Source organism: Nocardia sp. NPDC050435, assembly GCF_040655395.1.
In the GTDB taxonomy this organism is placed as follows: domain Bacteria; phylum Actinomycetota; class Actinomycetes; order Mycobacteriales; family Mycobacteriaceae; genus Nocardia.
In genome coordinates, this window is record NZ_JBFAJW010000008.1 from 1 (window position 1) to 20399 (window position 20399).

General features: G+C 70.6%; 21 protein-coding genes. 11 read left to right on the forward strand and 10 right to left on the reverse strand.

Annotated features, from left to right (window positions below):
- From AB0I43_RS23800 to AB0I43_RS23810, 3 genes are all read right to left on the reverse strand, one after another.
- On the reverse strand, positions 1-1150 hold a 1150-nt coding region (locus AB0I43_RS23800), incomplete at its 3' end, for a (Fe-S)-binding protein (protein WP_356974565.1).
- A gap of 139 nt (positions 1151-1289) precedes the next feature.
- Positions 1290-1523, reverse strand: coding sequence for a hypothetical protein (locus AB0I43_RS23805; protein ID WP_356974564.1), 234 nt, complete (start codon positions 1521-1523; stop codon positions 1290-1292).
- Between the two features lie 239 nt (positions 1524-1762).
- Entirely contained in the window at positions 1763-2137 is a 375-nt protein-coding gene (locus AB0I43_RS23810; RefSeq protein ID WP_356974563.1) for a VOC family protein, read from the reverse strand.
- A 181-nt stretch (positions 2138-2318) separates the two neighbouring features.
- Between AB0I43_RS23810 and AB0I43_RS23815 the strand changes: the two genes are divergently transcribed.
- The 9 genes from AB0I43_RS23815 (at position 2319) to AB0I43_RS23855 (ending at position 10687) form a co-directional block, all read left to right on the forward strand.
- A complete protein-coding gene (locus AB0I43_RS23815; protein WP_356974562.1) occupies positions 2319-2702 on the forward strand; it encodes a PLD nuclease N-terminal domain-containing protein in 384 nt (127 codons plus the stop codon).
- 158 nt (positions 2703-2860) lie between these two features.
- Positions 2861-3709, forward strand: coding sequence for an ABC transporter permease (locus AB0I43_RS23820; protein ID WP_356974561.1), 849 nt, complete (start codon positions 2861-2863; stop codon positions 3707-3709).
- Positions 3709-4572: an ABC transporter permease gene (locus AB0I43_RS23825; protein WP_356974560.1), complete on the forward strand. Its 864-nt coding sequence runs from the start codon at positions 3709-3711 to the stop codon at positions 4570-4572. The genes AB0I43_RS23820 and AB0I43_RS23825 overlap by 1 nt, the downstream gene beginning before the upstream one ends.
- Before the next feature lie 4 nt (positions 4573-4576).
- Positions 4577-5620: an MlaD family protein gene (locus tag AB0I43_RS23830; protein WP_357432639.1), complete on the forward strand. Its 1044-nt coding sequence runs from the start codon at positions 4577-4579 to the stop codon at positions 5618-5620.
- Positions 5620-6624 carry an MlaD family protein gene (locus AB0I43_RS23835; protein WP_356974558.1) on the forward strand — a complete coding sequence of 335 codons (1005 nt, stop codon included), beginning with the start codon at positions 5620-5622 and terminating at the stop codon, positions 6622-6624. Before AB0I43_RS23830 ends, AB0I43_RS23835 begins: the two co-directional genes overlap by 1 nt.
- Positions 6621-7589, forward strand: coding sequence for an MlaD family protein (locus AB0I43_RS23840; protein ID WP_357432640.1), 969 nt, complete (start codon positions 6621-6623; stop codon positions 7587-7589). Before AB0I43_RS23835 ends, AB0I43_RS23840 begins: the two co-directional genes overlap by 4 nt.
- 1 nt (position 7590) lies before the next feature.
- The gene (locus AB0I43_RS23845; RefSeq protein ID WP_356974556.1) at positions 7591-8679 is read left to right on the forward strand and encodes an MlaD family protein; all 1089 of its coding nucleotides are present in this window, start codon (positions 7591-7593) and stop codon (positions 8677-8679) included.
- The gene (locus AB0I43_RS23850; RefSeq protein ID WP_356974555.1) at positions 8676-9734 is read left to right on the forward strand and encodes an MlaD family protein; all 1059 of its coding nucleotides are present in this window, start codon (positions 8676-8678) and stop codon (positions 9732-9734) included. Before AB0I43_RS23845 ends, AB0I43_RS23850 begins: the two co-directional genes overlap by 4 nt.
- Positions 9731-10687 carry an MlaD family protein gene (locus tag AB0I43_RS23855; RefSeq protein ID WP_356974554.1) on the forward strand — a complete coding sequence of 319 codons (957 nt, stop codon included), beginning with the start codon at positions 9731-9733 and terminating at the stop codon, positions 10685-10687. The genes AB0I43_RS23850 and AB0I43_RS23855 overlap by 4 nt, the downstream gene beginning before the upstream one ends.
- Here AB0I43_RS23855 and AB0I43_RS23860 read toward each other — a convergent pair.
- Complete coding sequence (locus tag AB0I43_RS23860) at positions 10684-11526, reverse strand: oxygenase MpaB family protein (protein ID WP_356974553.1); 843 nt, start codon at positions 11524-11526, stop codon at positions 10684-10686. The genes AB0I43_RS23855 and AB0I43_RS23860 overlap by 4 nt on opposite strands.
- 177 nt (positions 11527-11703) lie before the next feature.
- Between AB0I43_RS23860 and AB0I43_RS23865 the strand changes: the two genes are divergently transcribed.
- Together AB0I43_RS23865 and AB0I43_RS23870 are read left to right on the forward strand one after the other, a co-directional pair.
- Positions 11704-12633 (forward strand): TIGR03621 family F420-dependent LLM class oxidoreductase, encoded by a 930-nt coding sequence (locus AB0I43_RS23865; protein WP_356974552.1) that lies wholly within the window; start codon positions 11704-11706, stop codon positions 12631-12633.
- 157 nt (positions 12634-12790) lie between these two features.
- Positions 12791-13069 (forward strand): YggT family protein, encoded by a 279-nt coding sequence (locus AB0I43_RS23870; protein ID WP_356974551.1) that lies wholly within the window; start codon positions 12791-12793, stop codon positions 13067-13069.
- 4 nt (positions 13070-13073) lie between these two features.
- On the opposite strand, the gene AB0I43_RS23875 is transcribed toward AB0I43_RS23870, so the two are convergent.
- The 6 genes from AB0I43_RS23875 to AB0I43_RS23900 form a co-directional block, all read right to left on the reverse strand.
- Positions 13074-15215, reverse strand: coding sequence for an MMPL family transporter (locus AB0I43_RS23875; RefSeq protein ID WP_356974550.1), 2142 nt, complete (start codon positions 15213-15215; stop codon positions 13074-13076).
- Between the two features lie 130 nt (positions 15216-15345).
- Positions 15346-16521: a peptide synthetase gene (locus tag AB0I43_RS23880; protein WP_356974549.1), complete on the reverse strand. Its 1176-nt coding sequence runs from the start codon at positions 16519-16521 to the stop codon at positions 15346-15348.
- Positions 16518-17561: an NAD-dependent epimerase/dehydratase family protein gene (locus tag AB0I43_RS23885; RefSeq protein WP_356974548.1), complete on the reverse strand. Its 1044-nt coding sequence runs from the start codon at positions 17559-17561 to the stop codon at positions 16518-16520. Before AB0I43_RS23885 ends, AB0I43_RS23880 begins: the two co-directional genes overlap by 4 nt.
- Entirely contained in the window at positions 17558-17845 is a 288-nt protein-coding gene (locus AB0I43_RS23890) for a hypothetical protein (RefSeq protein WP_356974547.1), read from the reverse strand. Before AB0I43_RS23890 ends, AB0I43_RS23885 begins: the two co-directional genes overlap by 4 nt.
- Entirely contained in the window at positions 17842-19506 is a 1665-nt protein-coding gene (locus AB0I43_RS23895) for a fatty acid CoA ligase family protein (protein ID WP_356974546.1), read from the reverse strand. The genes AB0I43_RS23890 and AB0I43_RS23895 overlap by 4 nt, the downstream gene beginning before the upstream one ends.
- Positions 19503-20393, reverse strand: a complete 891-nt coding sequence (locus AB0I43_RS23900) for a hypothetical protein (protein WP_356974545.1) — start codon at positions 20391-20393, stop codon at positions 19503-19505. The genes AB0I43_RS23895 and AB0I43_RS23900 overlap by 4 nt, the downstream gene beginning before the upstream one ends.
- Positions 20394-20399 lie beyond the last annotated feature (6 nt).

Below are 20399 nucleotides of genomic sequence, written 5' to 3' on the forward strand. Positions count from 1 at the left end.
CGCAGGCGCCGCAGGTGGTGCACGACCACAGGACTTCGGGGTCGATGATGCCGTTGACGTCCTCGCCACCGACCAGCGGACGCTCCGCCTCGGCCCGCTCCGCCTCCGAAAGGTGCTGCGGCGCATCGCCCCGGGCCAGCAGATACGGCGCCTTGGCATAGGTGTGGTCGCGCAGCGACATGATGAGCAGCTTGGGGGACAAGGGTTTTCCGGTGTTCCAGGCCGGGCACTGGGACTGGCAGCGGCCGCACTCGGTACAGGTGGTGAAGTCCAGCAACCCCTTCCAGGTGAAGTCCTCCACCTTCCCGACACCGAACGCGTCGGTATCCGGGTCGGCAGTCTCCATATCGAGGATCTTGCCGCCGGACCACATGGGTTTGGCCGCGCCCAGCGCGACGCCGCCGTCGCCCTCACGCTTGAAGTAGATGTTGAAGAACGCCGAAATCCGGTGCCACGCAATGCCCCAGGTGAGCTTGCGGCCGATGACATACAGGAAGGCCGCGCCCGCGACCATCTTCACGAACGCGAAGATCGAGATCATCAGTGGGCTGGCCGGCAGCACCCGCGCCACCTGTGAGGTGAGGGGATCGCTCGCGACGTGCCCGCCGCCGTAGGTGGCGATCTTGCCCGCCTTGACCAGTACGTCGCCGACGCCGTGGATGAGCACGATGAGTTCGATGAGATAGGCGGCCCGGAAGTTCGACCCCGAGAACCGGGATACCCGGTCCGGCCGGCGCGGATGGTTCCGCTGCCGGATGACGATCAGCGTCACGATCCCGATGATGGTGGCGAAGCCGAGGATCTCTTCGAGCAGGTGATAGGCGAACAGCTCGCCGAGGATCGGCCAGTGGAACGCCGGGTCGAAGGTCTGTCCGTAGGACTCGAAGTAGAAGACCATGCCGAGCAGGAACCCGGCCATCACCAGCCAGTGCGCCCAGCCCACCGTGCGGAACCGGTTCATCCGCGAGTGTGCGACGACCTCCACGACGACCGTCCGGAGTCGCGGGAGCACCGGCCGCCAGCGTGACCCGTCCGGTTGCCCCGCCCGCAGCACCCGCACCATCCGCCCCACCCCGGCGAACAGCAGCCCCCAGCACGCCGCGGTGATGATGCCGCCGATGATCCCCAGTGTGATCGTCACCGAATTCACTACGCCCAACCCCCGATTCGCGATGCCGAGCCCGGCCATCGCACTTGTTACCGACCGGTAACTTAGTCTGTTCTCGCCATCATTACATCCCGTCGGGGCCGCCGTCCAGATCGGATCGGCGGGTGGGTGGGGAGCGGGCTCAGTGCCAGAGGCTGCGGCAGGGGAGGGGGCGCAGGCCGGTGCGGACGGCGTGGTCTACGGTGACGGTGAGGCCGATGCGGCTTGCGGCGCAGGCGAATTCGTCGGCTTCGCCGGGGGTCGCGGCGAATTCGAGGACCAGGCCCGGTGCGGAGCCGAGGGTGGGGAAGGCGACGACGACGCGGCGGGTGAGGTCGACGTGGTGTGCGCCGAGTGCGTAAGAGACGGCAGTCATGCGCATGCTCCCTTGCATGGATTGCGACCCCGGTCCGGCCTGTCGGGGTCAGATCAACGCTAGCGGAGGGGAGGGGGAACGGCCGCGCATCTTTACAGCTCTTTGACCATTGACAACAGTGCAGCGGCGAACGTTGTGTGGATGCACAGTCCGAATCGCGGGCGTTGCCGCCTCAGCTGGCGCGATAAGGCCGTGTGACGGCGGCGGAATGTCGCTACCACAGTCTTCTGTGGCCTCGGTCACATGCGCAACGCGGGCACGGTCAGCGCGAACGGATGCCCAGCCGGATCCAGTAGCACCCGCCGGTGCTCCGGTTCGGGCTGCCGCTCGGCGCGGACGGCCCCGAGCTCCACGGCCCGGCCCTCCGCCTCGTCCAGATCCGCGACATGAAGCTCCAGATGGGCGAGCTGCGGCTCGTCCGTCGCAGCCCACTCCGGCGGACGATGATCCTTCACGCGCCCGATGGTCAGCGTGACCCCGTCCCCACGCAGCACCATCAACTCCGGCGATTCGAAGAGCACCGCGCTGTCCAGCAACTCCCGATAGAAACGCCCCAACTCGATCGGATCCCGGCCGACCAGCGAGACGGCGCCGATTCTGGCGATTGCGCCCATGAACTACTCCCACCCTGTGGTCCCGCCGGTCAGCCTACCGACCCCCGCCCAATTCCTCAGCGCGAAAACCGCTTTCACCGGGCTCCGCGATCGGGCCTGTGGTGGGTATAGTCCCTGATCGGGCTGGTTCGGCCCGGGGGAGCATCGGCCGAGGTTCGGCCCGGAATCTAGGAGTAACGCGATGCCGTACGCGGCTGTCGGTTTGATCACGCTGGCCCTGTGGGTGTACTGCCTGATCGACATTATTACCGCGCCGGAGGCGGGGATTCGTCATCTGCCGAAGGGTGGGTGGCTGGTGATCGTGATTCTGGTTCCGACGATCGGGGCGCTGCTCTGGTTGTTCATGGGGCGGCCGGTGGACGAGTCGCGGAGGTCGGGGTCGGCGGGGCGGTATGCGGAGTACGACCGGCCGGGGCGGTATGTCGCGCAGGATCCGGTGGCCGATGAGGAGTTTCTGCGCGGGTTGCGGGAGCGGGCCGAGCAGCAGCGGGCCGAGGCGCGGCGGCAGGAGCAGGAGCGGCAGCGGGAGCTGGATCGGCGGCGGGAGCAGGGCGAGCAGGTGTAGGTATCGGCCTCGGCGCGGGCCGAAATAGGGGCCGGGGAACCGGGTTCCGCAAAACTGGCCAAGTTTCTGGATAAGTGTCCAGAATGTGGTCCAGGTCATGCTACGGTCGCTCGGACGGCACGGGTGGAGCGGCCGTGTAGTGCGGACATGGAGGTCGGATGCGGGGAACCGGTCTTACCGACACGGACGGCGAATCCGCGGTCCGGATCCTGCGCCGGAACTTCACCGAGACGGTGCTGCTGAGCCTGGCCACGCTGGGCCGGGCCTTGCGCATGGGTGTCGCGGCGAGTTGCGCCGGGGCGGTCGCGGCGGTCCGGCTGCGCTTCCAGGTGCACGAAACCCTCGCGCAGGCTTGGTTTCTCATCAAGGTCACCGCGATTCCTGCGGTGCTGATGGCGATTCCGTTCGGCGTCATCGTGTCCGCGCAGGTCGGAAACATCGTGTCCCAGCTGGGCGCCGAGTCGATGATCGGCGCGGCGGGCGGGCTCGGCGTCATCAAGCAGGGCGCTCCGATGGCGACGGCGATGCTGCTCGGCGGCGCCGGCGCGGCCGCCATCGCCGCCGACCTCGGCGCCCGGACCATTCGTGAAGAGGTCGACGCCATGCGGGTGATGGGCGTCGACCCGATCCAGCGGCTGGTCGTCCCGCGGATCGCGGCGATGATGCTGGTGGCCCCGCTGCTCAATATCCTGATCATCTTCGTCGGCATCGCCTCCGGCTTCGCCGTGGCCGTCACCGCGCTGGATGTCACGCCCGGCAGCTACTGGCAGTCCTTCGGTTCCTTCACCACACCGCTCGACATCTGGGTGTCGCTGCTCAAATCGCTGATCTTCGGCTTCCTGGTCGTGATCATCGCCTGCCAGCGCGGCCTGGAGGCCAAGGGCGGCCCGCGCGGTGTGGCGGACGGGGTGAATGCCGCGGTGGTGCTGTCGGTCGCGGCCGTGGCCGTGCTGAACACCGCCATCACCCAGGTCGTGACCATGTTCATTCCGGTGCGGATGGCGTGATGACGGCGACCTCCTACCTTCCGCCCGGCCTGCGCCGCGCGCGCCGGGTGTGGCGGCGCCTCGGGCCGCAGCGCGCGGTCGAATCCCTCGGCTTCGTTCTGGGATTCGTCTGGCAGGTGCTGTCCTCGCTGCCGTACACGCTGGTGCACTACCGGCGGCAGACGGTCGAGGTGGTCACCGACATGACGTGGGGGCGCGGCTCGGTGATCGTGGGCGGCGGGGTGGTCCCGCTCATGCTGCTGCTCGGCGCGGCGATGGGCGCGTCCATCGGTATCGAGGCCTACAGTGCGCTGAACCTGCTGTCGCTGGGGCAGCTCAGCGGGCTCATCTCGGCGTTCGGGGTGACGCGCGAGCTGGCCCCGATCGCGGCCGGCGTCGGGTTCGCCGCGCAGGCCGGGTGCCGGATGACCGCCGAGATCGGGTCCATGCGGATCTCCGAGGAGATCGACGCGCTCGAATCGCTGGGCATCCGGTCGGTGCCGTTCGTGGTGACCACCCGCGTGATCGCCGGAATCATCGCTGTCGCACCGGCGTTCGTGGTCGCGCTGATCCTGAGCTACTTCTCCTGCGAGGTGATCGTGACGACGATCCACGGCACGCCCACCGGCACCTACGACCACTATTTCGATCAGTTCATCGTGCTCTGGGACGTGATCGCCGCGACCGTGAAGGTCATGCTGTTCGCGGTGGCGGTGGTGCTGATCCACTGCTATCAGGGCTATTTCGCCACCGGCGGTCCCGAAGGGGTCGGCATCGGATCGGGCCGGGCCATCCGGGCCAGTCTGGTCTCGATCATCGCCCTGGACATGGTCGCCACCATCGTGCTGTGGGGATTCCAATCTCCCATCTCTTTCACCGGGTGATCGCATGCCTGCTTACGACCTGCCGGGCACCGAAGTCGGGCCCCGCCGCGCCCGCGGCCTGGGCGCCTGCGCGCTGGTGCTGACGGCGCTGCTCACACTGGCCTGGCGGATGTCACCGGACACCGAGCCGCCGGGCGAGATCCGGTTGGCCTTGCTGGTGGGTCAGGTGGGCGCGGGCGTCGAAGCGGGTACCGACGTCCGCCTGGACGGTGTGCGGATCGGCGAGGTCCGCGCGATCCGCGCCGCGGCCCCGGGACGGCAGCGCCTCGAGCTGACACTGAACCGATCCCAGCTCTACGGCCTGACCGACGCGCTGTCGCTGGACTACGCGCCCGGCAACCTGTTCGGCATCAGCACGCTCGAATTACGTTCCGGCCGTGGCGGTGCGGAGCTCACCGAGGGGTCGACGGTGGATCTGACCGAGGGCGGCGACCGGGTCCGCGACGCCACGCTCGCGGCCCTGCTGAAGTCGACGGGCGCGCTCACCGGCGACGTGCTGACGCCGGATCTCGTGGCGCTGCTGAGCAAGTCGGCCCGGTACCTCGACGGTTTCACGCCGCTGCTCCAGGCCCTCGGCGCGACGCTGCGCGCCTTCGCCGAGACCCAGCAGTTGCCGCCCTCGGTGCTGCTGCACCGATTCGGGTCGGCCCTGGCCGGACTGCCGCCCATGCTGACGGGTGGTCTGGCCGTGCTGGAGGCGACCTACACCAACAGCTATCTGGCCTCGCCCGAGCGGCTCGCGCGCTTCTCCGAGATGTTCACCCGCGTCCGGACGGAACTGCTGCCCGTGGTCACGACCCTGCTCGGCACCTCGCAGCAGCACTTCGCCGGACTCCTGCCCCTGGCCACCCTCATTCTGGATCAGGTGTCGGGCTCGATCAGCGCACCGGAGCGCTCGGCGGCCGAGCTGAGCGAGCTGCTGCGCCGGATCGGCGCCGCGTTCCACGACAGCCCGGACGGGCCGGTCCTGGATGTCGCGATCGACCTGGATATCGTTCCGGGACTGGTGGTTCCGCTGACGACGCTGCTCGCTACGGAGGGCCGCTGATGTCCACCCGTGCTCTGCTGCTGCGCGTCGTGCTGGCGACGGCGCTGATGAGTGTGGTGCTGACCGGTGTCTTCCGGGTGCTGGAGCGACCGGTCGACGGCGAAACCGTCACGTACACAGCGTTGTTCACCGACGCGAACGGCTTGCGCACCGGCGACGACGTGCGCCTGTACGGGGTCCAGGTCGGCAAGGTGGGCGCGGTGCGCCTGGCGGGCGCCCAGGCCCACGTGCGCTTCACCGTCGTGCGTGATCATCCGCTGTTCGCCGACAGCAAGATCGCGATCCGGTTCCAGAACCTCACCGGTTTCCGGTATCTCGACATCCAGCAGCCCGAACAGCCGGGCGCCGTGCGTGATCCGGCCGCGCGTTTCGAGATCTCCGAGACCGTACCCGCGTTCGACATCACGACGCTGTTCAAGGGCCTGCAACCGGTGCTCGCACAGCTGGAACCCGAAGACCTGAACCAGTTCGCGACGAGTCTGCTGGCCTTCATCCAGGGTGAGGGCACCGGGTTGGGGCCCGCGCTGGGCGCGATCGAGAAGCTGAGCCGGCACACCACCGATCGGCAGGCCCTGGTCTCGACGCTGGTGCGCAACCTCGCCGAGATCGCCGAGCACCTCGGCGGCAAATCCGGCAACGCGATGAAACTGCTGACCAACCTGACCGGCCTGTTCGTCACCATCAGCGAGAAGCTGCCCGGCCTGGTCGACTTCGCGAACGAGATTCCGCCGGTGCTGCAACCACTTCGGAGCATGCTGACCGTGTTCGGCGTCACCGGCGCGCACGATCGCGATCTGGACGCGGCGCTGAAACAGGCGTTCCCCGATCCGGGTGCGGCCGTGCAGGTCTTCCAGCGGCTGCCGGGCCTGATCCAGGCGCTGACCGCGGCCCTCCCGCCCGCGGACCCGGACCTCGACCGCACCTGCGCGCACGGGGCGGCCCCCGCACCGGAACCCCTGCGGGTCCTGATCGCCGGACAAAGGATCGTGCTGTGTCATCGATGAGTTCGCGACGAAGCGACCTGCGCTGGGGGATGGCCGGATTGGGTGCCGCCCTACTCCTGGTCATCGCCATCGGCGCGGTGTATGTGACCGGGACCTCGCCCGAGCGCACCTATGCCGCGGATCTGGCGCAGGCCGGCGCGGTGCGGCCCGGTGACGACGTCCGGATCGCCGGGATTCCCGTCGGCAAGGTGGAATCGCTGACACTGCTGGCCGACCGGGTGCGGATGCGGTTCACCGTCGCCGAGGAGGTCGCCCTCGGCGATCGGACGACGCTGGACATCCGCATGCTGACCGTCGTCGGCGGGTACTACGTCGCGGTCGAGCCCGCCGGAACGGAACCGCTGGGCGACGCGGTCATCCCGCAGCAGCGAGTTCGCCTCCCGTACAACCTCACCCAGACTTTCCAGGACGCGATCGAGCCGGTGCGGCGCATCGAAGGGCAGACGCTGCGCCAGGACCTGGCGGCGGTGGCGCGGTCGCTGTCGGACAGTCCGGATTCGGTGCGCGCCGCGATCCGCGCCGCCGAAAGCCTGGTCGGCGTCCTGGACCAGCAGAACTCCGACATCTCGCGCACGCTCGCGCTCGCGGACGAATACCTGACGGCCCTGAACGAGAACTCCGATGTGCTGGCGCGGCTGCTGATCACCCTGGGGACGCTGGAGAACATCGTCCAGACCAACAAGGCCCAGGTCGCCCAGGCGCTCGACGATCTCGCGGTCGTGCTGCGCGACCTGACGCCGCTGGGGCGCGCCTGGGACCGATCGCTGAAGGAGCGCGCGCAGCCGCTCGCGGACGCGATCCCGAAGCTCACCGAACTCGGCGCCCGCCTGGGCGGTCTGCTCGATGCGCTGCGCGGTCTGCAGCAGCGCCTGCTGCCGCTCATGCCCGCCGGAGGCGGGCTGAGCCTCGATCACTCCGCCGCCACCGTCGCGGTGTGCGTGCCCGTTCCCGGGGGAGGGTGCTGACGTGCGGAAACTGCTCGGATCGCGGGGGCTGATGTCGGCCGCCGTGGTGCTCACGCTCGTGCTGGCCGGTGGGTTCGGCCTGACATTGAGCAGACCGAACCCGCCGGTGACCGCCTACTGCGCGGACATGCCCGACGGGATCGGGCTCTACGAGGGCAGCGCGGTCACGGTGCTGGGCGTCCCGGTCGGCAAGGTCACCGAGGTGCGGCCCGACGGCGCGGTCGCCCGGGTGCGCTTCACGGTGCGGGCCGACCGCAAGCTGGCGCCGGAGGTCGGGGCCGTGACGGTGAGCGACACCCTGGTCGCCGACCGGAAATTGGCGCTGATCGGAGCCGAACCGGACGGTCCCGGTTGGGATCCCGCTCGCTGCATCACGAAAACACTGACGCCGAAGAGCCTTTCGGAGACCTTCGAGGCGCTCTCCGGGCTCGTCGAAGAACTCGACGGAGAGGCGAGCCCCGGCCTGGGCGACGGGTTGACCGCGCTCGACGCCGCGACCGCGGGCTCCGGCGAGCAGATCAACACGCTCATCCAGCGCCTGTCCCACGCCCTCGCCGCGCCCGACGCCGCGATCGGGCACCTCGGCGAACTGCTCGACGCGCTCACCGAACTCGCGCATCGGGCCCGTGCCGGATGGCCGCAGGTGCGGACCACCGTGACCGGACTGCCGCAGACCTTCGGTGACATCGTCACCATCGCCTTTCCGCCCATCATCGACCTGGTGGCCGCCCTGTCGGAGGTGCTGCCGCAGGTCAACGACGCGATCATGATGTTCGGCACGCCGGCGGTCCGGGCGCTGGACGCGACGCCGGGGCTGGCCCGGCTGATCGCCGGCGGGATCGGCTCGCTGGCGGAGGTGCTCCGGCTGGCTCCGGCCGTGGCGAGCGGCTTCGCGGCGAGCATGGATCCGGTCTCGGGCCGGCCGTCGATCGGCTACGCGCCGCCCCGGCTCGCGCTGGAACAGCCGGACGCCGAGCGGGTCTGCGCGGCGCTGGCGGCGGTCGGTGCGCCCGGCTGCGCCCGGTCCGCAGGCGGTGCGGTCACGATCCCGGCGCTGCCGGTGCTGCTCGGGGCGGTGAGTGCGCGATGAACCGCCTCGGAGCCGTGATCACCTGTCTCGCAGTCGTTTTCGCCACGATGAGTTGCGGATTCCAGCCCGCCGACGTGCCGGTTCCGGGATCCGGGGTCGACGGGCCGACCTACCCGCTGCGGATCGAATTCGCCGACGTGCTGAATCTGCCGCAGGGCGCGAAGGTCATCGCGGCCGGAGTGCGGGTGGGGCAGCTGACCCGGGTCACGCTCGTGGACCCGGTCGTGGCCGCGCCCGGCCGGGCCGCGCGCCCCGGGTACGCGGTCGCCGATGTCGAGATCCGCGAGTCGGTGCGCCTGTCCCGGGGCACCACCGCGGAACTGCGGCAGGACACCCCCCTGGGCGACGTGCACATCGCCCTCACCGAACCGGCGGAACCCGCTGCGGGACAGCTGGAATCGGGGGCGACCATCGCGCTGGCGGATTCGGCGCGCTCACCCTCGATCGAGGACATCCTGGCGGGGCTGGCCGCCTTCGTCGGCAGCGGCGCGGTCGCCGATTTCCAGAGCATCGTGCGCACGATGAACTCGGTGCTGCCCGCGGATCCGGCCGACACCGCGCGGATCGCGCAGGTGCTGGGCACGGATCTGGTCGACCTGGGCGGTGATCTGGGCTCGGTCGACGCGCTGCTCGACGGGTTGCGGGCCACCGTGGACGACGGCGTCCGGCAGAACCTGCCCGTGCTCGACGATCTGCTCACGCCCTACGGCGTCCAGCACACCACCGAAGCGACCGACGCGCAGATCGGCGTGATCTTCGTGCTGACCGCGCTGGGGCCGGTGGGGCCCGCCGCGAAATGGCTGGGCCCACTGCTGGAATCGCTCGACGCGACCACCCGGGCGGTGGTGCCGATGCTGCTCGGGCGCCATCCGCTCGACACCGCGGCGCCGTCGAACCTGAAGCACCTGGTCGACCTCATCCAGCGCCGGATCATCCCGTTCGTCGACCACGGCCCCAAGGTGAACCTGGTCGAGGTCACCGCCGGGTCGATGTCCGCCGGGGACCAGACCGCGCGCATCATCGACACGCTGCGGATGATCGGCGCGGTGCGATGAGGCTGCGCGCGACCACCTCGCTCGTGGCGATCGCGGCGGTGCTGGTTCTCGGTGTCGCCTACATGGCGATCGGGGTGCTGCACCTGGACCCGCGCCGCGCCTTTCTCACCGCCGAGCTCCGGCTACCGAATTCCGGTGGCCTGGCCCGGAATTCGCCGGTGCTGCTGTCCGGTGTCCAGGTCGGGCGCACCGAATCGGTGGACAAGCGGCCCGACGGGGTCCTGGTGCGCCTGCGCATCGATGACCGCTATCGGATACCGCTGTCCAGCGATGTCCGCATCGAGCAGCTCTCCGCGCTCGGCGAGCCCTATATCGCGTTCGCGCCGCGCAGCGGGACCGGTCCGTTCCTGGCGGACGGACAGCGGATCGCGGCCGAGCGCGTCCGGACGCCCACCACCATCACCACGCTGTCGGCCCGCGTGGTCGACCTGCTGCGGCAACTGCGGCCCGAGACCATCGCGCGCCTGGTCACAACCTTCAATCATGCGCTGTCCGGAACGGATACGGCGATGCAGACCTTGCAGCGCTCGACCGATCTGCTGGCCGCCGCGCTGCTCAGCCGCACCGCCTCGATGCGCCAGCTGTTCGGTGACGTGCAGGCCCTGGGCGGCGACCTGGACTGGTTCGGCCCGGCGCTCACCGACGCCGGCCCGAAATTCGGCGCCTTCGGCGTGACCCTGAACCGGATCGTGGAATCCGGTGCGGCGCTGTCGGAGAGCCGCCCGGTGCCGGGCTATTTCACCGGCGACGGGCTGGTGCCCTTCCTACAGCACCTGACCGCGCTGCTCGAGAAGATCGGCCCCGAGATCGCGCCGCTGGGTCCGATGCTGGAACCGATCGTGCGGGACGCGGTGCGCCGCACACCCGCCTTGGACATCAGCGCCTTGATCGAGCAGGCCCTGCGCGGCACGAGCGAGGACGGCACGCTGCGCCTGCGGGTGGGCGTGCGCTAGGCGGCCGGCCGGTAGCGGTCCGCGCGGGTACCGGCGCCGACGACGCGCAGCGCGGTGCGCAGCGTCCAGTGATTGAGGCGATCGGGGACCAGGCGGGGCGCGTGGGTGAGGGTGGTGGCCATGGCGGTGAAGGTCGCGGCGTCGGCGTGGGTCCAGGGGATGGCGAAGCGGTCGCGGACGACCTCGGGCAGGCAGCCGAAGGTGAGCACGCGCAACGGCGGTGAGAGGAAGTACCCGGCGGCGCGGCCTAGGCGATCCGGGGCCATGGGCACGACATTGACGGTGCCGCCGCCGTGCTGGGCGATGTGCAGGGCCCGGGCGGCGGAGGGTGTCAGCTCGAGTTCCTCGGCGCAGACCCGGCGGAACTCGGCTTGAAAGGCGGGGTAATCCGCGGGGACGGGGCGGGTGCTGAGGCCGTAGCGCCCGTACCAGTCGACGGTCTCGGCGTAGAGCCGCTCCTGCTCGTCGCGGGTCAGGGTCTCGGGGTGGAAGAACTGGATCGAGCGGAAGATCTCCCAGGTGAACGTGGCGTGTGCCCACCAGAAGGTGGCCGGGTGCAGCGCGTGGTAACGGCGGCCGCGGGCGTCGATGCCGCCGATACCGCGGTGCAGATCGCGGATGTCGCGGGCCCGGGCGGCGGCGTCGGGCGCGAGGATCGTCGCCCAGATCTGCGGCACCGAGCGGGTGATCCGTTCGAAGGGTTCGGCGAAGAAATCGGAGTGCTCCTCGACGCCGGCGCCGAGGGCGGGATACATCAACTGCATGACCCCCGCGGCCGTGCCCGGCAGGAGGGAGCGCACGTCGGCGGCATAGCGCCGGAGCAGGGAATCGGTGGACATCGCCGAAGCCTTTCGCGAACCACGGTGTTCCCCTTCACGGTAAGGCGACTGAGACAGTGCGGCAACGACTGTCTCGGACTTGTTGGCGACTCGTTAGCGCGTCTTCGCCGAGAGCAGAACTCCGGCCGCGGTGCGGCCCGGCGAACTACCGTGTGCCGCAAGGGAAGGGAGCTGCTCATGGTGGGCACAGTGCGCTTTTCGATCCAGGAGAACATGGCCCGGCCCGAGTCCTGGCCGGAGTTCGCCCGCGCCTGCGAGCAGGACGGTTTCGAGGCGCTGCTGGTCCCGGACCATCCGGGCGCGTGCGCGGAGCCGTTCGCCACGCTGGCGGCCGCCGCGGCGGTCACCGAGCGAATTCGGCTGGGCACCAACGTGATCAACGGCGGGTTGTGGGAACCGCTGCCGCTGGCCGTGGCCACCGCGACGCTGGATCTGTTGTCGGCGGGCCGGTTCGATCTCGGGGTCGGCGCGGGCCACAATCCCTTCGAATGGAGTATGCGGGGCGCCGAACGTCCCGCGCCCGGCGCGCGCGTCGAGCGGATGATCGAGTTGACCGCGCACACCCGCGCGCTGCTGGCGGGGGAGACGGTGTCGGCCGCGGGCGGGCACTTCACGTTGCGCGACGCGGTCCTCACCAGCCCGCGCCCGGTGCAGCCGCGGGTCCCGCTGCGGGTGGGCGGCAACAACACCCGCCTGCTGCGCTATGCCGCCGCGCACGCCGACATCATCGACTTCACCGGCCTCGGCCGCACCCTGGCCGACGGCCGGGACCACGAAACCCGCTGGCGCGCGGCGCACATCGACGAGCAGGTGGAGCGGGTCCGCACCGCGGTGGACGCGGCCGGTCGGCGCCCGGTGTTCGAGGCGCTGGTCCAGTACCTGGAGATCACCGACGACGCCGAGGCGGTGGCCGCCCGGATGGCCGCCGAGGTCACCGGCGCGACCGCGCGGGATCTGCTGGACGCGCCCTATGTCCTGATCGGCACCCTGGACGAGCTCCGGGCCGAGGTGCTGGCGCATCGGAAGCGCTGGGGATTCGCCAGTTTCGTCATCCGGGGTGCGCACCGGGCCGAAGCGGCGCGCCTGCTGGCCGCCCTGCCCGGCTGAAATAGCGTCGTTCCAATACCGGGATCGGCGCAGGTCCTTGCTTATGGTGATCGTGCAGTGCGCAACCCAGCGCGAGCGCGGACGGCCGGAACTTCGGACTGGTCATCCGCGTTGTAGCCGGTAAGACGCCATCGCGGCGATCACTAAGGAGTCACCAATGGCCTTCCTGGGTACCCTGCTCGGCTTCGTGACCACCGTCTTCATCGTCCTGCTGCTCGCCCGGATGGTGCTGGACTGGGTCATGATCCTGGCGGACCGGCCGCAGTGGGCGGAAAAGCCCCGTCAGCTGGTCACCACGCTGACCGAACCGGTGCTGGCGCCGGTCCGCAAGATCATCCCGCCGATCCGCTTCGGCGGTACCGGCATCGACTTGGCGTTCACCGTGGTGTTCATCGTCGCGCTGATCCTGCGCGCGTTCTTCTTCAGCTGGGGCTGAGCGCTCAGACGCCCGCGGGCGCGCGGTCGGGATCGTCGGCCGATTCCACCACCGTCACCGCGCGCCGGCCCCTGCGGCCCGGCAGCCACCAGTTCGCCGGGCCCATCAGCTGCACGAGTGCCGGGACCAGCAGCATCCGCACCAGCGTCGCGTCCACGATCAGCGCGATGATCATGCCGATCCCGAGGAACCGCATGGGGGTGAGCGGGGACAACGTGAAGGCGCCTGTCACGAACACCAGCAGCACCGCGGCCGCGGTGATCACCCGGGCGGTCTTGACCGTGCCGATGCGCACCGATTCGGCGGTGTTCGCACCCGCCTGATGCGCCTCCGACATCCGCGACAGTAGGAACACCTCGTAGTCGGTGGACAACCCGAAGACCACCGCGATGATCAGCACCAGCATGCCGGTATCGATCGGCCCGACGTGCACGCCGAGCGCACCGGCCAGATGACCGTCGTTGAAGATCCAGGTCAGCACGCCGAAGGTGGCGGCGAGACTGAGTGCGGCCATCGCAACCGCCTTGAGCGGCAACACGATCGAGCGGAAGGCCACCAGCAGGAGCAGCACCGTGGCCACCACCATGGCCGCGAGCATCAGCGGCAGCCGGGACTTGATGGCGGTGACGCCGTCCAGGGCCGCGCCGGTGTCGCCGCCGACCCGGATCTCGGTGCCGCCGGGCGCGGGCGCGTCCCGCATGGCCCGCACGGTGTCCTGGGCGGCGGGGCTGCGATCGCCGGCCTCCAGGAAGGCGTGCAGCACCACGAAGTCCCCGGCCCGGCCGACCTGGGCCACCGAGCGCACCCCGGGCACCGCGTCCAGCGCCCGGATCGCGGACTCGACCTGCGCCGACTGCGGCACCGCGCCCCGCACGCCCTGCAGCACCGCGGTCGCGCCGCTGCTGGCGCCCGGGAAGTTCGCGGCGAGCTCGTCCACGGTCTGGCGCATCGCGTTGTCCGCGGGCAGCGCCCGGTGATCGATCTCGCCGAGCCGGATACCGGTCACGGGCGCGGCCAGCACCAGCAGCAGGGCGCCGACCGCCAGGGCGATCGCGCCCGGCCGGCGCAGGACCGCGTCCACGACCCGGCCCCAGAAGCGTTCGGTGCGCTGCTGACGCGCGACCTTGGCAGGCTTGGGCCGCCCGATCCGGTGCCCGAACAGCGCGAGCAGGGCGGGCAGCACGGTCAGCGACAGCGCGGCGGCCAGCGCCACCGCGATCATCGCGCCGAAGCCCAGTGAGCGCAGCACCGCCTGCGGGAAGACGAACATGCCCGCGAACGCGCAGATCAGCAGCAGCGCGGAGAAGGCGATGGTGCGGCCCGCGGTGGCGCAGGTGCGCTGGATCGCGGCCGGCACGTCGCGGCCCTCGGCGATCTCCTCGCGGAACCGGTTGACCAGGAACAGCCCGTAGTCGATGGCCATGCCGAGTCCGAGCAGCGAGGCGATGTTCACCGCGAACGTGCTCACCTCGGTGAACTCGGTGAGCACCCGGATCGCGCCCATCGATCCCGCCACCGCGAGCAGCCCGACGGCCACCGGCAGCGAAGCCGCGACGACGCCGCCGAAGACGACCACCAGGATCAGCAGCGTGATCGGCAGCGAGATCGACTCCGCGACGATGAGATCGCGCTGGGACTGGCCGGTGATCTCGGTGGACACCGCGCTGAATCCCGACATGCGCGAGTCGACGCCCGGAACCCGCAGCGCCGCTTCGATATCCGGGTAGGCGGCCAGGCGGGCGCTCTCGTCGCCGGCGCTGAACACCACCGCAACGGCCTGTCTGCCGTCGGCCGAGCGCAGCAGATTCTTGCGCGGACCGAAACTGCTCCAGTAGCTCTCGATCGGCTTGGCCAGCAGCGCCGGATCGATCCGATCCAGTCGCTCGCGCACCTGCGGGCCGATGTCGTCGACGGTCTTGCCCGGCGGTGCGGTGTAGAGCGCGATCACATCGGGGTTCTGCGGCCCGAAATGTTTGGTGACCAACTGGTCGACCAGCGCGGATTCGCTTGCCGGATCGGTGAATCCGCCCGCACTGAGATTCTTGCTCGCGCTCGCCCCGAACAGGCCGAACACCGCCATGCCCGCGATGATCACGGCCAGTACGAGTTTCGGGCGCGCCAGCAGCACCCGGGCCCAGGCGGTCATCGGCGGCCGCCGGCGCGGGTGTCTCGGACGTGGGTCGCGATGAAGCTGCTCAACTGTGCCCTCTGCTGCCGTCGGTCCATGCTGATGTGGGTCGATTCTGTCCGGGCCACCGCGGCGGCCCGGCACCGGGTCAGGCGTGTGCCGGGAGATCCTGCTCGAGCCGGTGCGTGATCCGGTCCAGCAGCGCGTCCAATCGGCCCTCGATGCTGACTCCGTTGCGCGCCGACACGGTGAGTTCGGTGCGGCCGTCGAATTCCATCAATCCGAACAGCAACGGCATCGCGATGGAATGCTGCGGCAGGATGTAGATCGCGCTGGGCTCGAAACCCGGGACGGTCAGCTCCTCGCGGGTGAACCGGCCCATGTGGGACACCGTGGCCGAGGCCAGGTTTCGGCCGTGCTCGGCGCCGACGCGGTTGAGGGTGCGCAGCAGCGCCCGGTTGGCGGCGTCGGGGACCAGGGTCAGCCGGGTGGCCGCCATCTGATTCAGCTCGCGCCGCTCGGTGAGACCGGCCTTGATCTGGGCCTTGACCGCGGTCCAGGGCGCGCCGGGCTCGATGTCGAGGAACAGCGGCAGCGCCAGGTTCGCCGTCGAGCGCAGGGCCGGGTCGTGGCGGCGCAGGTCGACGGGCATCATGATGCGCGAGGTGCCCGCGGTCTGTTCGGCCAGCAGCGCGGCGACCCGGGCCACCGCGCCGCCGCCGGTGGCCGCGATCGTGCGGCGCCGCATCAGATGCCGCGCGGCGTGCGGTTCCTGATGGCCGTGGCCGACGGCGGTGCGGTAGGCCGGAACCATGGCGGCCGGGCGGCCGGGCGCGCCGATCCGGCGCACCAGTTCGGCGTCGGCGACCGGGTCGGCCAGGGTGTCCGGCTCCTCGCCGCGCAGCACGCGCAGGACGTTGCCGACCCACAGGACCATGCCCATGCCGTCCATCACGCCGTGGAAGACGCGGAACACCAGCGTCGTCGGCGCGCCGGTGAGCAGCAGCACCTCGACCGTCGAGTCCGGGGCCGGTCCGATCGGGCTGGTCAGCACCGGGTCGGCTTCCAGATCCGGGCGGTCCAGGGTGTGGCCCGCGACGACGCGCACGGTCGGCGCGATCCCGCTGTCGACCCAGTATTTACCGCGCCGGACCAGCCGCGCGCCGGGGCAGGCCCGCGCCGCCTCCTGGACCGCGTGCCGCAGCCGCTCGGGATCGATGCCGCCCGCGCCCTCGACGACCAGCTGCATGAGAAACGGCGGCGCCATGTCCCGCATCGGGAAGTACATGCGCTCGGTGGGGGAGATCGGCCGGCGGAAGGTCATCGCACATCCTTGGTGAGTTCGACTACGCCGCCCTGGGTTTCGAGCCAGGCGAGGAAACTCGCCAGCCCGGTCTCCCGGTCCACGATCGGCCGGTAGCCGAAATCGCGGGTGGCGGCGGCGGTGTCATAGGTGGCGCTGCGGGTCATCAGGGCGACGGCGTAGCGCGAGAGCGGGGGCGACCACCGGGTGGCGACGAACGGTATGCGCCAGACGGTTTCGATCGCGGCGACCAGGGCGGCCAGCACCCGCGGGTTCGGCTGCCGGGTCGGCGGCTGATAGCCCAGTCCGGTCGCCACCTGGCCCAGGAACTTCCAGACGTCGGTGCGTTCGGCGTCGGCGACGAAATAGGCCTTGCCGCCCACCGCGTCCGAACTCGCCGCCCGCACACAGGCTTCGACCACGTTGTCGACGTGGCACAGCGACGCGTAGACGTCGCGGCCGTAGGACAGGTCCGGCAGGGAGCCCGCGGCGGTGCGGCTGAGCAGGCGCACGATCGGGCCGGAGCGGTCGCCCGCACCCCAGATGGCCCGCGGCCGCAGGGCACAGGCGCTGAATCCGGTGGTGTTCGCGGCCAGGACGGCCCGCTCGGCGGCGGCCTTGGTCTCGGAGTAGAGGTTCAGGTAGCGGCGGGGGTAGGGCACCGACTCGTCGATGTCGAGCTGGTCGCCGCCGTCGTAGTCCATCATCGCGCTGGGGCTGGAGATGAACACGAAGCGGGTGGCGCCGTTGCGGCGGGCCGAATCCAGCAGCCGCTCGGTCGCGGTGACGTTCTCGGCCCAGAACTGGGCGCGGGTGCCGCGCTCGTCGACCCGGGCGGCGCTGTGGAACACCACGTCGACGCCGCTGGTCGCCGCGAGCAGCGAATCCGGGTCGGACAGATCGCCGTACACCAGCCGGACCTGCTCGCGTGCCGGGCCGAGGTCGGCCAGATTGCTGGTGCGGCGCACCAGGATCGACACCTCGTGCTCGCCGTCGGCGACCAGCCGGCGCACCAGGGCGCCGCCCAGAAAACCGGACGCGCCGGTGACCAGGACCTTCATCGCGGTCCTCCGTTCTGTGTGCGGCCGGATTCCTGTGTCCGCCAATAGGTCAGGCCGAAGACCTGGGTCAGCACCGCGGTCCGGACCGGATCCCGATCCGGAGCGGCGCGCAGTGCGGCGGGGATCTGGGCGGCGTGCACGACGATGCTCAGGAACGCGTCGATCCACCAGATCGCCCGCAGCGCACGGCTCCGCGGCGCGCGGCCGCGTGCGGCGGCGATCAGACCGGCGATCAGGTACAGCCAGCCCAGAATCGGAACAGCCTGCAGCGCACTCGTTCTCACGATCGCACCTGCTTCGCCGCCCAGACCGCGAGCTGCTCGCGGCCGATCTTCGCGTTGTGCCGGATGTCGACCGGGAAACCCGGATGCACGAGGAAGTCCGCGATCGGCTTGGCCAGCTCGAACTCCGCCGCCCGGCCGCGCAATTCGGCGACGACCGCAGCGGCCTCGGCGCCCTCGGCGAGTTCCGCGCACAGCACCGGACGCTGCGCGCCCGGCTCGCCCACCCCGACCAGCGCGGTGCGGGCGACCCCGGGCAGTGTGTTGAAGATCTGCTCGACCTGCACCGTGAACATCGGGCCGTCGGCGGTGCGCACGCGCTGGCTCTTGCGCCCGCAGAACCAGATCCGGCCCGCGTCGTCGATCCAGGCCAGATCGCCGGTGCGGTGCCAGACGGTGTCGCCGTCGGCGATCTTGCCCGCGCGGTTGGCCTGCTCGGGCCAGTAGTAGTGGGTGCTGACGTTCGGCCCCGCCACCACCAGTTCGCCGATGCCGCGGGAGCCCTCCAGTTCGCCGGCGCGCGACTCCACCGCCGCCCAGGTGGGCAGCGGGTCGTCGGTGATCGCGACCAGCCGGGCCCGGATCCGGTCCGAGGGCCGTCCGATGCAGGTGCCGTCGCCGCGGTGCGCGCGGTCGACGAGACCGTCGAGCAGTTCCCGGGATTCGATGGTGGACATGGGCAGCGCCTCGGTGGAGCCGTACCCGGCGAACACCTGCGCGTCCGCCCGCAGCACCTCGCGCAGCCCGGCGATACACCAGTCCGGCACCGGCGCACCGCCGGAGAAGATGCTGGCGAGCGTGCCCAGTTCCGTGGGCCGCTCGCGCAGGTGGCGCAGCAGCGGAATCAGGACCGCGGGGGAGGCGAACATGGTGCGCACGCCGAACCGCTGGATCGCGTCCACCACGTGGGCGGGATCGGTGGAGCCGACCTTGCTCGGGATCAACGGCGGTAGGACACAGCGGGATCCGAGCAGTAGATCCAGGATGCCGACCAGCGGCAGAGTGATCAGCGAGGTGTCCGGCGCGATCTCGCCGCGCGCGGTGTGCACCTGCTCGACCATGGCCGCGAGATTGCCGTGGGTCAGCTCCACGGCCTTCGCCGGACCCGTACTGCCCGTGGTGAATCCGATGACGAGCACGTCGGACGGATCGGCGGGGACCCGTTCCAGCAGCACGCCCGCCGGGGTGCGGCCCCAGCTCGCCAGCGTCGGGCCGCCCCAGAACCAGCGCTTGCCGACGGTGACCACGGTGCGGACCCGCCGGAAACTGCGCCGGAACAGCACCCGCAGCGCGTGCGCGGGCGGAATTCCGATGAACGCCTCCGCCTCGACCGCGCGCAGGCAGTGCACCATCCGGCGCACGCCCATGCCCGGATCGATGACCACCGGCACCGCGCCGATCTTCAACAGCGCGAACAGGATCGCGTACAGCTCGGGGCTGGGCAGCACCAGCACGATGGTGCGGGTGCCGCTGTCGACGCCGGACACCGTGAGGCGTTCGGCGATGGCATCGGACCACGAGTCCAGCTCGCGGTAGGTGAGCGTCCGGTACTCGGGCAGCCCGTCGGGCCCGGTCCCGTCCGGGTAGATGACCGCCGACCGATCGGGTTCCGCGGCGGCGAAGGCGCGGAACCGATCGATGGCTTGCCAGTAGGTCGCGGTCATGCGGGCAGCTGGTACAGCACGGCCGCGGCCGACGGTCCCGCGCCCGCGGCGACGAACAGGATCCGGCTGTACCCGCGCAGCGAGTCCTCGGCCACGGCCCGGTCGTAGGCCAGCGGCAGCGCCGCGGTGTGCGGATCGCCGTCGGACAGGTCCGGCAGGCGCACCGCGTCCTGATCGATGCCGAGTTCGTCGGCGAGCAGCTTCGGGAACTCCGCGACCGGGGTCGAGGCGATCAGGGCGAGGCCGGCGCGATCCTGTCCGGCCAGTGCCGCGCGGGCCGCCTGCGCGGCGACCTCGAGCAGTCGTTCGGCGAAATCGTCGTCGCGTTCCACGGTCATCAGCGACCGGCCGACGGTGCCCATGGTGGCGGTGTCGACGTAGGACTGCACGCCCGGCTCGCCCGGCGCGGTCGCGGTGTGCACCGGACCGAAGCCCTCGGCGTCGCCGGTGCGCTCCAGCAACAGCGCGGCACCCGCGGTGGCGTAGGGGAATTCGGCGTCCGCGGCGGAACGGGTGAGCGAGGGATGGGTGTCGCCCGAGACGATGAGCACGTGCTCGACGCCGCCGGTCTCGAGCACCGAACTCGCGACCTGCACCGCGTTCAGGACGCCGACCGCGCCGTTCATCAGGTCGAAGGAGAAGGTCCTCGGGTCGTCCTTGGAGAAGTAGTCCAGGCCGATCCCGGCGGCCTTCTGGATGAGCGCCGACACGGCCGGTTCCACCGTGTTGGAGTCGCGGAAGACGCCCGCGTTGATCAGCACGCCGACCTGCTCGGGCCGGATTCCGGCGCGCTCCAGGCTGTTTCGCGCGGCCGCGCCGCTGTGCTCGACGATGCTGTGGGTGTGCTCGCCCCGGCTGACGCCGGTGGCTTTGATACGGATGCCCATGTCAGA

Excerpts from the sequence above, each read along its gene's own strand:
- AB0I43_RS23865 (WP_356974552.1), top strand. The coding sequence starts at position 11,704 with ATGGTGGGCACAGTGCGCTTTTCGATCCAGGAGAACATGGCCCGGCCC.
- AB0I43_RS23885 (WP_356974548.1), bottom strand. The coding sequence starts at position 17,561 with ATGAAGGTCCTGGTCACCGGCGCGTCCGGTTTTCTGGGCGGCGCCCTG.
- AB0I43_RS23855 (WP_356974554.1), top strand. The coding sequence starts at position 9,731 with ATGAGGCTGCGCGCGACCACCTCGCTCGTGGCGATCGCGGCGGTGCTG.
- AB0I43_RS23895 (WP_356974546.1), bottom strand. The coding sequence starts at position 19,506 with ATGACCGCGACCTACTGGCAAGCCATCGATCGGTTCCGCGCCTTCGCC.
- AB0I43_RS23880 (WP_356974549.1), bottom strand. The coding sequence starts at position 16,521 with ATGACCTTCCGCCGGCCGATCTCCCCCACCGAGCGCATGTACTTCCCG.
- AB0I43_RS23820 (WP_356974561.1), top strand. The coding sequence starts at position 2,861 with ATGCGGGGAACCGGTCTTACCGACACGGACGGCGAATCCGCGGTCCGG.
- AB0I43_RS23810 (WP_356974563.1), bottom strand. The coding sequence starts at position 2,137 with ATGGGCGCAATCGCCAGAATCGGCGCCGTCTCGCTGGTCGGCCGGGAT.
- AB0I43_RS23815 (WP_356974562.1), top strand. The coding sequence starts at position 2,319 with ATGCCGTACGCGGCTGTCGGTTTGATCACGCTGGCCCTGTGGGTGTAC.
- AB0I43_RS23850 (WP_356974555.1), top strand. The coding sequence starts at position 8,676 with ATGAACCGCCTCGGAGCCGTGATCACCTGTCTCGCAGTCGTTTTCGCC.
- AB0I43_RS23805 (WP_356974564.1), bottom strand. The coding sequence starts at position 1,523 with ATGACTGCCGTCTCTTACGCACTCGGCGCACACCACGTCGACCTCACC.
- AB0I43_RS23870 (WP_356974551.1), top strand. The coding sequence starts at position 12,791 with ATGGCCTTCCTGGGTACCCTGCTCGGCTTCGTGACCACCGTCTTCATC.
- AB0I43_RS23835 (WP_356974558.1), top strand. The coding sequence starts at position 5,620 with ATGTCCACCCGTGCTCTGCTGCTGCGCGTCGTGCTGGCGACGGCGCTG.
- AB0I43_RS23900 (WP_356974545.1), bottom strand. The coding sequence starts at position 20,393 with ATGGGCATCCGTATCAAAGCCACCGGCGTCAGCCGGGGCGAGCACACC.
- AB0I43_RS23840 (WP_357432640.1), top strand. The coding sequence starts at position 6,621 with ATGAGTTCGCGACGAAGCGACCTGCGCTGGGGGATGGCCGGATTGGGT.
- AB0I43_RS23860 (WP_356974553.1), bottom strand. The coding sequence starts at position 11,526 with ATGTCCACCGATTCCCTGCTCCGGCGCTATGCCGCCGACGTGCGCTCC.
- AB0I43_RS23830 (WP_357432639.1), top strand. The coding sequence starts at position 4,577 with ATGCCTGCTTACGACCTGCCGGGCACCGAAGTCGGGCCCCGCCGCGCC.
- AB0I43_RS23875 (WP_356974550.1), bottom strand. The coding sequence starts at position 15,215 with ATGACCGCCTGGGCCCGGGTGCTGCTGGCGCGCCCGAAACTCGTACTG.
- AB0I43_RS23825 (WP_356974560.1), top strand. The coding sequence starts at position 3,709 with ATGACGGCGACCTCCTACCTTCCGCCCGGCCTGCGCCGCGCGCGCCGG.